13 protein-coding genes are annotated in these 13342 nt (G+C 40.3%); 4 read left to right on the top strand and 9 right to left on the bottom strand.

The features are described 5' to 3' along the window. Window position 1: 1 nt before the first annotated feature. Window positions 2-700, top strand: coding sequence for a 16S rRNA pseudouridine(516) synthase RsuA (gene rsuA, locus ABZP26_RS01740; protein ID WP_013463946.1), 699 nt, complete (start codon window positions 2-4; stop codon window positions 698-700). Window positions 701-775: 75 nt separating this feature from the next. On the opposite strand, the gene ABZP26_RS01735 is transcribed toward rsuA, so the two are convergent. Both ABZP26_RS01735 and ABZP26_RS01730 read right to left on the bottom strand, forming a co-directional pair. Continuing rightward, the gene (locus ABZP26_RS01735; RefSeq protein ID WP_008115461.1) at window positions 776-1549 is read right to left on the bottom strand and encodes a YggN family protein; all 774 of its coding nucleotides are present in this window, start codon (window positions 1547-1549) and stop codon (window positions 776-778) included. A 139-nt stretch (window positions 1550-1688) separates the two neighbouring features. After that, entirely contained in the window at window positions 1689-4118 is a 2430-nt protein-coding gene (locus ABZP26_RS01730) for a zinc-dependent metalloprotease (RefSeq protein ID WP_368485281.1), read from the bottom strand. Between the two features lie 154 nt (window positions 4119-4272). Between ABZP26_RS01730 and ABZP26_RS01725 the strand changes: the two genes are divergently transcribed. After that, window positions 4273-5241 (top strand): class 1 fructose-bisphosphatase, encoded by a 969-nt coding sequence (locus ABZP26_RS01725; RefSeq protein ID WP_008115459.1) that lies wholly within the window; start codon window positions 4273-4275, stop codon window positions 5239-5241. Window positions 5242-5397: 156 nt separating this feature from the next. Here the strand turns inward: ABZP26_RS01725 and ABZP26_RS01720 are convergent, their stop codons facing one another. Further along, window positions 5398-5724, bottom strand: coding sequence for a hypothetical protein (locus ABZP26_RS01720; protein WP_036955823.1), 327 nt, complete (start codon window positions 5722-5724; stop codon window positions 5398-5400). A gap of 43 nt (window positions 5725-5767) precedes the next feature. Between ABZP26_RS01720 and ABZP26_RS01715 the strand changes: the two genes are divergently transcribed. Next, window positions 5768-6118 carry a cysteine-rich CWC family protein gene (locus ABZP26_RS01715; RefSeq protein WP_036955954.1) on the top strand — a complete coding sequence of 117 codons (351 nt, stop codon included), beginning with the start codon at window positions 5768-5770 and terminating at the stop codon, window positions 6116-6118. Window position 6119: 1 nt separating this feature from the next. On the opposite strand, the gene ABZP26_RS01710 is transcribed toward ABZP26_RS01715, so the two are convergent. Continuing rightward, window positions 6120-6950, bottom strand: coding sequence for a sulfurtransferase (locus tag ABZP26_RS01710; protein ID WP_368485280.1), 831 nt, complete (start codon window positions 6948-6950; stop codon window positions 6120-6122). A 131-nt stretch (window positions 6951-7081) separates the two neighbouring features. On the opposite strand from ABZP26_RS01710, the gene ABZP26_RS01705 reads away from it, so the two are divergent. Beyond that, window positions 7082-7825, top strand: a complete 744-nt coding sequence (locus tag ABZP26_RS01705; protein ID WP_368485279.1) for a glycosyltransferase family 25 protein — start codon at window positions 7082-7084, stop codon at window positions 7823-7825. A 40-nt stretch (window positions 7826-7865) separates the two neighbouring features. Here the strand turns inward: ABZP26_RS01705 and ABZP26_RS01700 are convergent, their stop codons facing one another. The 5 genes from ABZP26_RS01700 to ABZP26_RS01680 all read right to left on the bottom strand — a co-directional run bounded on the left by ABZP26_RS01700 (window position 7866) and on the right by ABZP26_RS01680 (window position 13316). Further along, complete coding sequence (locus tag ABZP26_RS01700) at window positions 7866-8285, bottom strand: group 1 truncated hemoglobin (protein ID WP_368485278.1); 420 nt, start codon at window positions 8283-8285, stop codon at window positions 7866-7868. After that, complete coding sequence (locus tag ABZP26_RS01695) at window positions 8285-9115, bottom strand: DUF3034 family protein (RefSeq protein ID WP_368485277.1); 831 nt, start codon at window positions 9113-9115, stop codon at window positions 8285-8287. The genes ABZP26_RS01700 and ABZP26_RS01695 overlap by 1 nt, the downstream gene beginning before the upstream one ends. Then, window positions 9105-11420, bottom strand: a complete 2316-nt coding sequence (locus ABZP26_RS01690; protein ID WP_368485276.1) for an EAL domain-containing protein — start codon at window positions 11418-11420, stop codon at window positions 9105-9107. Before ABZP26_RS01690 ends, ABZP26_RS01695 begins: the two co-directional genes overlap by 11 nt. Continuing rightward, window positions 11410-12075 (bottom strand): methylamine utilization protein, encoded by a 666-nt coding sequence (locus ABZP26_RS01685; protein ID WP_368485275.1) that lies wholly within the window; start codon window positions 12073-12075, stop codon window positions 11410-11412. Before ABZP26_RS01685 ends, ABZP26_RS01690 begins: the two co-directional genes overlap by 11 nt. Before the next feature lie 137 nt (window positions 12076-12212). Continuing rightward, entirely contained in the window at window positions 12213-13316 is a 1104-nt protein-coding gene (locus ABZP26_RS01680; protein ID WP_138764594.1) for a phosphoribosylaminoimidazolesuccinocarboxamide synthase, read from the bottom strand. Between the last annotated feature and the right edge of the window lie 26 nt (window positions 13317-13342).

The raw sequence follows: 13342 nt of genomic DNA, 5'->3' as shown, positions 1-13342 counted from the left end.
CATGAAATTTCCTTGCCGTTTAGATAAATTTATTAGCCATTTAGCAGAATTACCGCGCTCAAAAGCCCGTGCGGCAATAAAAAGTCAGGCGGCAACCGTAAATGGTGAGGTGATCACTGCATTCGACTTTCAAGTTAGCCAACAAGATGACGTGCTGTTTTATGACGAGCCATTAGTTTTTTTAGGTAAACGCTACTTTATGCTCAATAAGCCGGTAGGTTATGTGTGCGCTAATTCGGATGAGTTACACAAAACCGTATTTGACTTACTCGATGAGCCAAATTTGAGCGATTTCCATGTTGCTGGGCGTTTAGACATAGACACGACAGGCCTAGTGCTTATTACTAACGATGGCGACTGGTCACACAAAATTACCTCGCCTAAAAAGAATAAATTTAAAACCTACTTGGTTGAAACTCAAGAGCCGATTACCGATGCTGCACTGCAGCAATTACGCGACGGTGTGCAGCTTCACAATGAAAAAGATTTAACTCGCCCGGCTATTGCTGAGCGCTTAGGGAATTATGGTTTACGCTTGTCTATTTCTGAGGGTAAGTATCACCAAGTAAAACGTATGCTAGCAGCGGTAGATAACAAGGTAGTTGAATTACATCGTGAACAAATTGCGGGTATAAAGTTAGGTGAAGATCTGGCTGCAGGTGAATACCGCCCACTAACCGCCGCAGAGATAAAACTGTAAGGCTGTTTAGGTATTAGGAAAACAGCTTCAAACTGACCGCAGCCCTTTCTGAAACCTGGCGTCTAAAACCTGCTCTTACGATTTAATTTGTACTAAATCAAAGTCTGTCATTCCGGGTACAATCGCTTGCAGACGAGACTCAGTAATATCTAGAGAATTTAAGCATTCACAGTATTCAGAAGCTTTAAGTTCTAATTGGTGGGCTTTTTTCTGCAACGACTTATCGATTTCTTTGGTAATGATATCCATGCGTTGCCCCATGTCGTTCATGCGGTCTTCTATATTGCCTTCTCGAGATTTAAACGCATCCCCGAGCGACATTAAAATAGCACCCAAAGAGCCATGTACTGCAGAGTGTATTTTTTGGCTAATTTCTTTAGTAAAAAAATCATCAATTTGGGAAAGCGATTGAGGGGCTATAAAAAAGAAGTCGTCGCCACGCTTAAACTTATCCATAAGTGCACGCTCTACATATTGTAATTGCGTTTTTAGCACTTCGGGTTCTTTATCTGACATGCCCTCAACAACATGCTCAATAGCACTGAGTCCCAGGTTTACACCATCAGTCGCTAAATCGACTAGCTCAGGAACCGTTTGACGAATACCATTGCTAAATTGTTCTAGCACTTTACTTTCGTCGGTACTTAAATCGACCCAGTAGCCTCGAATAAACAGTTGATTATTATTGTTAATTTGCACCCTAGTTTGGCCTTTATCAACAATACGGATCACATCATCGGTAATAATTAAACCATGACGAAGTTCAACATCACATTGCTTTTGTGCGATTGCATTGCAGCTTAAAAGTGCCATTGATAACGCCAATATCGAACGAGATAAAAACGCCATAAACACCTCAAAAAGACTAAAATAGGGGGTGGCTAGATTAACAAAAAACCAACTTTATGCAAGCAAAAGTAACACCCTAAAAACAAGGCACCATGAAACGTAACGTTTATACAGCGCCTTTATCCTCTGGCTTGTACTATTAAATAGGTGAGCCTGGTGGTATGGGTAACGCTTTAAAGTTATCAGGCCACTGGCCTGTTGTTAAAAACTGATTAATTTGCGCCGCTAAATAGTCTTTAAATGCGCTGTCACCTACTTCAGGATGGCTCAGTAAAGAGTGTTGATTAAACTCATCCGCTAGTTTATTTAGGTAAAAATGCAGTTGCGCTTGCACCTCTGGACTTAGTGTTTGGCTAGCGACAAGATCAGCCATAGTTTTTGCCGTTAAGTACTGTACTCGTTGCGTTACTTTTCCTGTCATAGTGGCAGGCGCTGATACATTAAACACCTGCTTATATAATTGTTTAAGCAGCTCATCTAAGCCATAAAAGCGGTTATCTCGCACTTGCTGCTGCGCTAGACGATTTAATCGTTGAGCATTAAGTAATAGCGATAAGCTATGCTGCGCGGCGACTTCAGGTAATGCAAGTGCATCCATGGTTAAGCCGGTACGCCCCACTATACTTTCTCGTGATTTAGACTCGCCATACGCTTTAGGCACGATTAAGGAAAGTATCGACTCTGGAAGCGTTAAGTTGCTTGCTTTTAGGGTCGCTAAAATGGCATTAACCGCTTGTTGTTGAGCCTCTTTAGTTACAACTTGGGCGCCTTTAACGGGTGCATCACTGCGTATCTCATAGTCATAATCAACGCCCGCGATAAGCTTAGCAACCGCTTCAACTTGATAACGGTGGAACAAATAAAGCGGTACTAGCTTTTCTTCCAATTGCGATAGCGCAACCCCAGTTTTTATATTATTAATACCAAACTGCCCAAGCGCCTGCTTTCGCACATCAAGCACTCTAAGTAATTCTTCACTTGGATTACTGCCGTTATCCCAAAGGTGCGCTGTAGGGTGCGCCCCACCTTTGGCACGGGCATCACTGTCAGAAATAAACGCCAAACCTTGCGCTTTATTTTGCTGTAAAATAGCAGCGAGTGCTGCGCTTTCATCTTGTCCGGTAAAGTCGCTGTAGCCATATTTGATCACTTGGGTATCCCATGCCCCCATGCCTTTAGCATAACCATCAGATACATCTAACTGACCATTATCAGCAAAACTTAACAACGGATGCGGATAGTCCATCACCGAAGCACGATTATTTACTGACGCAGCAAAGTTGTGCGCAATACCCAGTGTATGACCAATTTCGTGAGCACTGAGTTGACGAATACGATCAAGTGCCATTGCATGTAAGGTACTTGCTACTTCATTGCCTTTTAAATAAGGCGCTGCCAGTGATTCAGCAATTAAAATATCTTGGCGTACTCGTAGCGATCCTAGTGTGACATGGCCTTTAATAATTTCGCCTGTACGTGGGTCTATAATTGAACTGCCATAAGACCAACCACGAGTTGCGCGATGCACCCATTGAATAACGTTGTAGCGCACATCCATAGGATCAGCATTATCTGGTAGCACTTTAACTTCAAATGCATTTTTATATCCTGCTGCATTAAAGGCGTTATTCCACCATTGCCCGCCTTCTAATAAAGCCGTTTTTACTGGTTCAGGTACGCCAGGGTCTAAGTAATACACAATGGGTTCGACCGGTTCACTTACAGCCAGACTCGGATCTTTTTTTATTAACCTATGGCGTGGAATGTAACGCACATACATAGACTCATCGAGCCCTGCTGCATAATTTTTATGCTCCACACTCCAATAACCCGATTGCGGGCTGAATTTACGTGGCGTGTAATTGTCATCAGGCAATTTGATTAATGAATGGTGCATATGCACGGTTAGCGCGTATGGATCAGCACTCACTTGGCGCACATATTCACCTGGTTTAGACCCTTTAAAGGTGAGAATGGCTTCAAGTTCAGTATTTTTTACAAATGCTTTTGAGCGATTCATAAATACCGCACTGCGTGACTCATCAAGGCTAAACTGCCCTTGCTTGCGCGCAGCTAAAGTACGGCTTACGCCATGTACATCGCTTAGTAAATAGGGGGTGTAATCAATTAATGCAGCATTGTCATCTTGCGCGACAACTTTAAAACCCGCCAAAATACTGGATGCAAACGCTTCTTTAACGCTTTGCTGCTCTGCTAGATTACTTGTGTTTGCACGGTAGTAAGTATTTACAGCGCGCAACATAACCTTATTGCCAAAGCGCTCAAACTGTACCAAATAAGTACCGCCTAATTGGCCTCTATCTAAACCAATATCGTTAGACCCTACTCCATAAGGTAAGCTGTGTTGTAATAAAAATTGTTGTTCAAGTTTATCAACCTTTAAATACACATTGCCGTTTTGCGTATCGTAAAAGAAAGAAAAATAACCCGGGAAATGGTTCATTTTTTCAGTAAATTCGTCAATAGACTTAATTGCTGCGTGCGCTTGAGTTATCATACAGAGCAGCACAGTAAAGAGTATGTAACTTAATCGTGATATTTTTTGCATAATCTTATCTTTGTTATTAGCGTTTTAAATGCGATGTAGGTATCCCATTATAGGGGGTTATTTATACAATACAGTTATTTAAGACGAATTTCAGCGCTCTAAACTAATCTCTCTCACATTATGATTAGTTTTAACACGTTATCAGGAAAAAAGAATGCGTAGACTCCCACCAGTATTACTAGAAGATGGCTGTTCAAGAGAACTTTTGTCGTTAATTCGTACTATTTTAGCGGCATGTAAAGAAATTTCATTTCGCGTCGGTCAAGGTGAATTATCGGGCGTATTAGGCTCAACCCTCGATGAAAACATTCAAGGCGAAACACAAAAGAAACTCGATGTACTGTCTAATCAGTTATTAAAAGATATATTGCTGGAGTCAGGCACAGTTAAAGCGATCGCCTCTGAAGAAGAAGATTATACTGTTGCCGGTAACCCAGATGCCGAGTACATTGTTGCATTTGATCCACTTGATGGCTCGTCAAACACCGATATTAACTCGCTAGTAGGCACTATATTTTCTATTATGAAAGCGCCGGTGGGCTCTGATGCTGCTGATGAAAAGATTTTTATGCAACCTGGGCATCAACAAGTAGCTGCAGGTTACGTACTGTATGGGCCATCGACCATGCTTGCGCTAACAACGGGTAAAGGTACACGCATGTTTACCTTAGATAAAACCCAAGGTAGCTTTTTACTTACCCAAGATTTTGCCGCTATTCCTGCTAAAACCAATGAATTTGCAATTAATGCCTCAAACCAGCGCCACTGGGAACCGGCGATGCAAAACTACATTAATGATTTACTTGCGGGAGATACAGGCCCTCGTGCTCAAAACTTCAATATGCGTTGGATTGCTGCAATGGTTGGCGATGTACACCGTGTACTTAGCCGTGGTGGCTTATTTACTTACCCAACTGATACTAAAGATCCTAATAAGCCTAATAAACTGCGTTTACTTTATGAAGCAAACCCAATGGCAATGCTAGTAGAGCAAGCAGGTGGTATTGCTTCAACAGGCACTGAGCGTATTATGGATATTCAGCCTGATGCCATCCATCAGCGTGTTGCGGTTATTTTAGGCTCTAAAGACGAAGTAGAAACTTGCTTGAGCTATCATAAGTAAACAAGTTGTCAGTTGTCAGTTGTCAGTTGTCAGTTGTCAGTTGTCAGTTGTCAGAAAATACTAAGCCGGATTTAACTTAAATGCGGCTTAGTATTATTTATCCGTTACATAAAACCGCAGTAAGCTCGCATCTAAAAGAGTTGAGTTAGCCTAAATCTAGTCCTTTAATAATGCTAATAATTGTTCAAGCTTTGTATGGCTAAACTCGCCCATTTGTTCGCTATTGCTCAGCGCATAAATAACCCCTTCATGCTCAGCGCTATCTATATCTGCTCTTGATTCAATGACGTTGGCCCAAAGCGCGAGATCATCGAGATCTATTTCATTACTTACACAGCGCTTAAGCACATCAATCAATACGGGTGTCGTTAACTTATAAAGTGGCTTAGCATTGTGCGCAGAGCTTGACACTATTACTGAGATTGCTTCGTCTCTTTGCTCCCCAAATGTAATAAATTCAGCCAATGCTTTTTGTATATTCATAATGTTTGTTATTCTTGCTGCTCTACTGTTAATAAGACCTAAAATGACCCAGATAAACTGCAGCCAATGTAATACAACGCTTAACTGTAATGTTAATGATATAACCGCATGTTGGTGTTATCAGTTACCCGCTATTTTACCACTCGATGATACAGCAACCAGCTGCTTATGCCGATCATGTTCTCTTGCTAAAATAAATAGCTATTTAGAGACTATATACACCCAACCAATAAAAGCTCAAATCGCTTTTGCTAAACAATTTAGAAGCCATGATAATTTAATTGAAGGGTTAGATTACACCATGCAAAATAGTTACATGGTGTTTAGTAAGTGGTATTTTTTAAAGCGTGGTACTTGCTGCAAAAATGGTTGTAAAAATTGCCCTTATAGCTAAATTAGCCACACACAGCAATAGGCAGTGAGTTATCAGCGCCCCATTCACTCCACGAGCCATCGTACACACTTAAATTACTATAGCCGCATTCATCGGCAAACAGCGCAAGCGCACAGGCAGTAACACCAGAGCCACAGCTAAATTGTAAGTGGGTTGCATTACCGACTAATTCACTAAACTTTGCCTGTATAAAGTCGAGTGATTTTGCTTCACCATTTTCTAATAGACTAGTTAAAGGTAGCGAATAGCTATTAATAATATGGCCGCTGCGCATTCCGGCTCTTGGCTCACTACTTTTGCCGGTAAAGCGCTCATAAGCGCGTGCATCTAAAATAACTGTATTGGCATCCTCAGTAGCACTTAGCACCTGTTTTTTATTAATAAAGTAATCAGGCCGGTATTGAGCAATAAAATCGCCTTTTAATGATGCTTGTGTATAGTTTGATTCAATCGGAAGCCCGAGTTCAAGCCACTTGGCTAAACCGCCACTGAGGACTTTTACGTTATCAAACCCCATGGCTTTAAACATCCACCAAGCTCTAGCTGCACTGAATAACCCTGCATCTTCATAAATCACCACAAGTGAATCGTGATTCACTCCCGCTTTTTGCATCACTTGAGTAAATTGTTCTGCACTACACAAGGTATTAGGCAATGGGTTTGAGGTATCTGCGAGTTCTTTTTTGATATCAAACCGTTGTGCTTTAGGAAGCATGGCAACGGGTGAGTACTCCCCCGCAGCTGAGGGACGTAACATACCCGCATCAAAAATAACCAGGTTAGCTTGCTCTAAGCGAGCATGTAACCATTGTGCACTGACCATGTTTTTCATCGTCTTTCCAAATTTGAGGAAATGAAATAGCTATATATTATTACAGCCTGTTTATAAACAGAATTTAGACTGGTTACAAATTATAATAATGCTAAAATAGCTGCTTTGAGGTTTCTAAATAAAATAAAATTATGCCAATCCCTTTTTACATTATCAATATGCAAGGCTGCGAAGACCGTTGGGAAACAACCCTAAAGCGACTTACCAGTCTACACTTAAATGCTGAACGTTTTGAAGCGACCATTGGCAAAAACCTTAGTGAAGAAGAAACCCTCAAGTGGTATTGCCCGAAAAAAAATAAAAAACGTTACAATCGCAATCTATCTGCAGGTGAAATTGGTTGCTATGTAAGTCATATGCGCCTTTGGCAAAAAATGGTTAATGAAAACATGCCTTTTTGTGTTGTATTAGAGGATGACCTTTTCATTGAGGCTTCGCTTAAAGATGTTGTTGATGCGGCAATTAAATTGAAAAACTGGGATTTAATAAAATTATCTGACAACAGAAATTTTCCATTTATTGACAGTGCCCCATTAGAAAATAATCTAACAGTCGGTAATTATAAAAAAGCACCAAATGGCACTCAAGGCTACATCATTTCATTAAGTGGGGCTAAAAAACTACTGCAAAGAAAACCATTTTTTAGACCCGTAGATGTCGATATGCAATTTCACACAGAAGTAGGGCTAAGTATGATTGGCATAAAACCCTACCCGGTTGCCGAAGATCGAAGCTTTATTAGTGAAATAACAAGCGCTAATGCAGGTTCGCACTCAAACCGCAGTACATTTATCAGAAATTTAATTCATAGATCGAGTATTCATATGCAAAGACGATATAAAACTGCGGATCTTGTCAAAATTACAAGTGAGTAATACCAAGCATATTTTTAAATGTATGCATTTGATTATAAAATTAAATCTTAATAATTTCGCCACGCAATGGCGCCATTTTAGCTAAAATTTTATTTTGCACTGTATGTGGGATATTTTGCTCGTTCATTGCATTTATTAATAAATCGACAACGTGATTGAAGTCTTTTTCGTTAATATTCATGCCAGTATGAATAGCAACCATAGAGTCACCTTTATATTCACAAGGGCCCTCCACCAGCGAACATAAATGGCTAATAAACCCTTGTCGAAAATGACTGATATTACTGTGCTCAAAGTAATGAAACACTTGTTTGTCATTACCTATTTGTGTAATAAAACTATCAGTTAGTTTCTCAAGCCCAGCTTGTTCGCCAAGCTGGTGATACAAAGAGGTGTTGGGTTGGGTTGTACACCCTGCAAGTAAGTTTAAACAACAAAAAATAAATACTCTAATTTTCATTACCAATACCCCGTTACGGATAAATACCAGCCGGTTTGTTTATCAACACCAGCAATCCGCCCTAAGTCTAAATAGGCCGCCGTTACACTGACATGTTTATTAGGCATCCACGCTATAAATAAATCGCGCCAATCTTGTTCGCCTAAACCTAGGTTATTGGCTTTTTGTCGATACTCAATGCCAATAGCAAGTTCACGACTTACAAACACCGCACTACTTGCTTCTAGTAAAATATGGCTACCTTCATTAGCCCCTCCATATCCTAAAAGCCCTAACTGATTGGCTTTACTGTAACGGGTGGTCACATTCCAAAACCAGTTGTATCCAGCAAGTGCGCCCAAATGTAATTTACTGGCTGCTAGGTACACATCTGTACCACTGGTATTTTTTGCGCCAACCAACTTTGCAACTGTGCCATCATCCAGTGATTTATGCTGTACACCCATGCTTAGCTGGGGCCACTTACTGTATACTATATCACCATATAAACGAATTTTTGCCCCAGAAATTGACTGCTCTATTTCTGTATTGAGCGCAGGCACATCAAACTGCTGCACTGCATAACTCAGTTCAACACGATTAAATAGGTTAAGCTGCACACCACAGGCATCTAGGCGGTAATCTGTTACATCAGCACGACTACAAAAGCCATTAACAGCCCATTCGTCCTCACTAGCATAACCTGCTAGCTGCGCCCAAGGAACTAACCCTCCTCCTGCACTACCTTCAACTTGAGACACGCCCGGTGTTGCTAATAGCTTTCCCGTTGCAGCTACAGTTAGCGTACTGCAAAGTAAGAGTGTCATGCTCAGTAAAAATTTAATGTACACCCTGATATTCCTCTAACCATTGTTCTAATTGTTGTGCTTTTAAAGGACGACTTAAATAATAACCTTGCGCATGATCGCATTGCATTTCGTGAAGCATTGATAAAGACTCAGCGGTTTCTACCCCTTCAGCCACAACAGAAAACCCCAATTGGTGACCCAGTGTGATTGAAGAGCGCACTATGTATTGATCTTTTTGTGATTCGTGCAGGGTTAAAATAAAGCATTTATCTAACTTAAGCTCATCAATAGGTAACATTTTTAACCGTCCTAGTGATGTTTGCCCGACACCGTAATCGTCTAATGAGATTTTAACGCCAATAGTTTTTAAATCTTCTAACGCTTTAATACCTTGGGCTTCATTTTCAATCATATCGCGCTCCGTCAGTTCAATAGTGACAGAGCTTGGGTTTACTTGGTATTTATTTAAGGTGGCTACCAACGAAGCGTGAAAACCTGAATGAGCAATATCTTGGGCAGAAACATTAATAGCGGCTTGTAAATGAATATCCTTTTTTGACCAATCGGCTATTTGTGCAATCACAGTCTCGACAACCCAAGCGGTCAGCTCTACTATTAATCCTGACTGCTCAGCTAAATCAATGAACACTTCAGGCGAAACCCAGCTCCCATCATCACGTTGCCAACGAATAAGTGACTCAACCTTATCAATTTTCTTACTTTTAATATTCAACTTAGGCTGATAAGTCATAAACAGTTGCCCGTTATCATCATCAATCGCTTGTTTGAGCTCATCAAGCATGATTAAACGGTCTAAGTGCGCCTCATCTTCACCATCTTGGTAGTAATGTAAGCTTTGTTGGCTTGTTGTAGCCGCATCAACAGCAATGAGTACACGCCGCATTAAATCGTCCGCTTTAACGCCTTGTCCAGGGTACTGCACAATCCCAGCGTTAAAACGCAAACTTATTTTTAAGCTTTTAATCTGATAAGGTGCCTGTAATTGCTCAATCAAATCGGCTACAGCACATTTTACTTGGTCAGCCTCCACACTGGGGTAAACCGTTAAAAACTCATCACCGCCAATTCGTGCATGAAATCCACCAAGCTCATCAGAAAATTGACGAATACGGTTTGCCACCGCAATTAAACACTCATCTCCTACTTGCGGACCAAGCTTGTCGTTTATGTGTCTTAAGCCTTTTATATCAATAGCAACAAGCGTGTAGCATCTATCTTTAGTGAGCTGCTTTGCCAATAAATCTAACATAGCTGAACGGTTATAAAACCCTGTTAAGTTATCGTGATGTGCTTGAAAACTGATTTGCTGCTCACGCTTATTAATATCATTACCCATGTTATTAAAGGCGCTGACTAGCGTTGCTATTTCGCTGCTTTGTTTTTTACCTTCAAATTTAAAACGGTAGTCACCTTTGGCAAATTGCCTTGCGATAACCGCTAACTGTGTAAGTCCGCTGGTTAAGTTATTGGCAAGCAAACTACTGGTGATCACACCAAATAACATGGTTAACACGGCCAATGTAACTAGCGTTAGCAATAGTTGCTCAATATCTCGATAACTTGAGGTTAAATCAGCACTTAGTAGTAAGGTGACCGGGTGTGATTGCAAAGATGGTAAAGCTATTTGTTGATTTTCATAGGCCAAATATTCAGCAAAAAAACGAGCTGTAGTTTTATTTTCAAAGTATTCTATAGGTTGAAATTTTTCAGGTTGAGGTGCAAACGAGCTTGCTGCAAAACTATCTAATTGCGCAACAAAGCTAACCTCCATACCGGTTAAGCTTTTCAGCTCAGTAGTCACAGCCGATGTGATTTTGAACCCGACTAAACTGTAAGCGATAGTCCTGGGGGTTTTAACTGGCAATAATATTACTTGATAGAGCTGATTATTTAATACTACAAAGCTCGATTGTTCAGAATTATTTAATAATTCATCCATCAAGGGCTGTAGGTTATCTGCAAAATTTTGTGCATTCACATTAGCAGACACTAACCGCCCCGATAAATCGAGCAACAGCATTAAATCGGCATTGATCCGTTGGCTATGATTGTATAATACACTACTAATGGTGGCTGCATCGCGAGTAGCAACTGCCTGCTTAAAACCAAAATCAGCGGTTAACACCTTTGCAGCAGTTAATAGCAAGCTCTCTTTTGATTTTAAATATTGCTTATAAACGCTTTGCGCAACCGTTATATTTTGCTGTACTTTTTCTGCCTGAAACTTACTCGTAGACCACCAAAAACTCACTAAGCTGAGTAAAGTTGTAAGTAACACCAAGCCAACGCATAGCGTTGTTATACGGCTACGTAAATTATTGCCCATTACCTTCCCTAAATTGACTGCCAAAGGTGTTACGTGGTGCAGGCGTAGACGTATTTATAGTGATTGATACCGGGCTGGTTGATTTTATATCAAACATTTTTTTATTATCCAAGGGAGCTGTTTGCAGTGAATGCCAAACACTGGCTTGCACAGGAAAAGTGTCTACTTGCAGCTTTATCTGGCCTTGCTCGTTACTGGTATACACATGACTACTGTTAGCGACATATATATAGCCCACCATGGAGTCATGAATATTGCAGCCTAGAACAACAACACCTTGATTATCAAACTTAATAGGTTCTTCTGGCTGGCCAGAATAGAGCTTTAATTGAAAAGGTTTAGCTTTTGAAAAAGAATAAACATGGTGGCGAATATTATCGCTATTTGGAAAGTCGACGTACTGACCTTGGTGCACAATAAGCAACTCTGGAGAAAACTGTTTATCAACTTGATCCATTACCGCCGTGGGTAAATTGCCCGTAGTTTTTGAAGAAGGTAAATGATTTATTTCTACGACAGCATTAGGCAATACTTGGTCATGCTGATCTTTAATAACCAAATTAATAGTATTGCCAAAGGCCGACACACTAAACAATGCACCCAGTACTAATAAATAACGACGTTTTGCAATAACTTGCATTGCCCGCTCTAACATAATCACACCTAAATATTCACTATAGGTTAAGTTAATTAGAGACGAGCACTAATTGCAAGAATTATAGCTCAGTTAGTTAAAATAAATACTTTTTTACTAGTAAAAATGAGCATTGCTATGCCTGTCTACTTACTTCGCTAATTAACGATTAACCCGTAGTCAGTATCTAAAATTGCAATCACTTCTTGGCGCGGATCATTGGGTATAACGATCTCTTTACCGATAATTTTGCTAGCGATACCCACATAAGTGTCAGACACTTCAAGCATTACTGACTCAGATAAAATATAATCTTTTGCTAGCTGCTCACGCTCAGCCATACGGTCTTTATTTAATAACACATCACTCTCTGGTACGTTATTAATTAACAGCTGACGGAAGCCTTCCTTTGAGTTTTCAACAATTTTGCCATTCTTATAAGATACTTCATCCCAAATACGCGATGAATCTGGTGTCCCTACTTCATCAATATAAATAAGTTGCTGCGCACCATTTAAATCTTCTACGTAACCAAATTCAAATTTAGTATCGACGAAAATTTGCCCGAGCTTAGCTAACTCATTACTAATTAGCTCGAACCCTTCAACCAATAATTTTTCGTATTTGGTGACATCGTCAGCCGATTTAAAATTGAAAACATCTAAGTTGTTTGTAATATTTTCACGAGTGATGTTTACATCATCAACGGCAGGAATATCAGCAACCCCTTCTATAATACCCTTAGTAGAGGGAGTTATAAGTACTTGCTCAAGCTTTTGATTCGCTTTTAAGCCTTCGGGAAGCTGCAAACCACAAAAGTGTCTTTCGCCTTTGGCGTAGTCGCGCCACATACTGCCGGTAATATATTGACGAGCAATCGCTTCAACTTTAACTGTACTGGCTTTACGAACAATCCATACGTAGGGATGAGGAATATCAACAATATGATTACCCGCCAAACCGGCTTCATTAAACATGTTAAACCAATGAGCAGCCACTGAGTTTAATGCAATCCCTTTACCAGGAACGCCATTTAGGCCATTTTCACCTTGCCATATGCAATCAAAAGCAGAAATTCTGTCTGAAATAACCATAATGGCTAATTCAGTATCGGCAGGAACGTTATAGCCTTTTTCATTTATTAAGCGTTTGCTATCTGCATCGGTTAACCAATAAACTGAACGCACTTTACCACTGTGTACTTTACCTTTGGTACGAATGGGTAAGTCATCGTTTACGTCTAAAACTTTATAGCTAGTCATGCTATCTCCGGGGTTTGGCATGCTCA

Source organism: Pseudoalteromonas sp. SD03 (assembly GCF_040937955.1).
GTDB classification, from domain to species: Bacteria; Pseudomonadota; Gammaproteobacteria; order Enterobacterales; family Alteromonadaceae; genus Pseudoalteromonas; species Pseudoalteromonas tetraodonis.
The sequence above is the reverse complement of the archived record's forward strand: the minus strand, read 5'-3'. Positions and strand labels throughout refer to the sequence as shown.

Excerpts from the sequence above, each read along its gene's own strand:
- rsuA (WP_013463946.1), top strand. The coding sequence starts at position 2 with ATGAAATTTCCTTGCCGTTTAGATAAATTTATTAGCCATTTAGCAGAA.
- ABZP26_RS01735 (WP_008115461.1), bottom strand. The coding sequence starts at position 1,549 with ATGGCGTTTTTATCTCGTTCGATATTGGCGTTATCAATGGCACTTTTA.
- ABZP26_RS01730 (WP_368485281.1), bottom strand. The coding sequence starts at position 4,118 with ATGCAAAAAATATCACGATTAAGTTACATACTCTTTACTGTGCTGCTC.
- ABZP26_RS01725 (WP_008115459.1), top strand. The coding sequence starts at position 4,273 with ATGCGTAGACTCCCACCAGTATTACTAGAAGATGGCTGTTCAAGAGAA.
- ABZP26_RS01720 (WP_036955823.1), bottom strand. The coding sequence starts at position 5,724 with ATGAATATACAAAAAGCATTGGCTGAATTTATTACATTTGGGGAGCAA.
- ABZP26_RS01715 (WP_036955954.1), top strand. The coding sequence starts at position 5,768 with ATGACCCAGATAAACTGCAGCCAATGTAATACAACGCTTAACTGTAAT.
- ABZP26_RS01710 (WP_368485280.1), bottom strand. The coding sequence starts at position 6,950 with ATGAAAAACATGGTCAGTGCACAATGGTTACATGCTCGCTTAGAGCAA.
- ABZP26_RS01705 (WP_368485279.1), top strand. The coding sequence starts at position 7,082 with ATGCCAATCCCTTTTTACATTATCAATATGCAAGGCTGCGAAGACCGT.
- ABZP26_RS01700 (WP_368485278.1), bottom strand. The coding sequence starts at position 8,285 with ATGAAAATTAGAGTATTTATTTTTTGTTGTTTAAACTTACTTGCAGGG.
- ABZP26_RS01690 (WP_368485276.1), bottom strand. The coding sequence starts at position 11,420 with ATGGGCAATAATTTACGTAGCCGTATAACAACGCTATGCGTTGGCTTG.
- ABZP26_RS01685 (WP_368485275.1), bottom strand. The coding sequence starts at position 12,075 with ATGTTAGAGCGGGCAATGCAAGTTATTGCAAAACGTCGTTATTTATTA.
- ABZP26_RS01680 (WP_138764594.1), bottom strand. The coding sequence starts at position 13,316 with ATGACTAGCTATAAAGTTTTAGACGTAAACGATGACTTACCCATTCGT.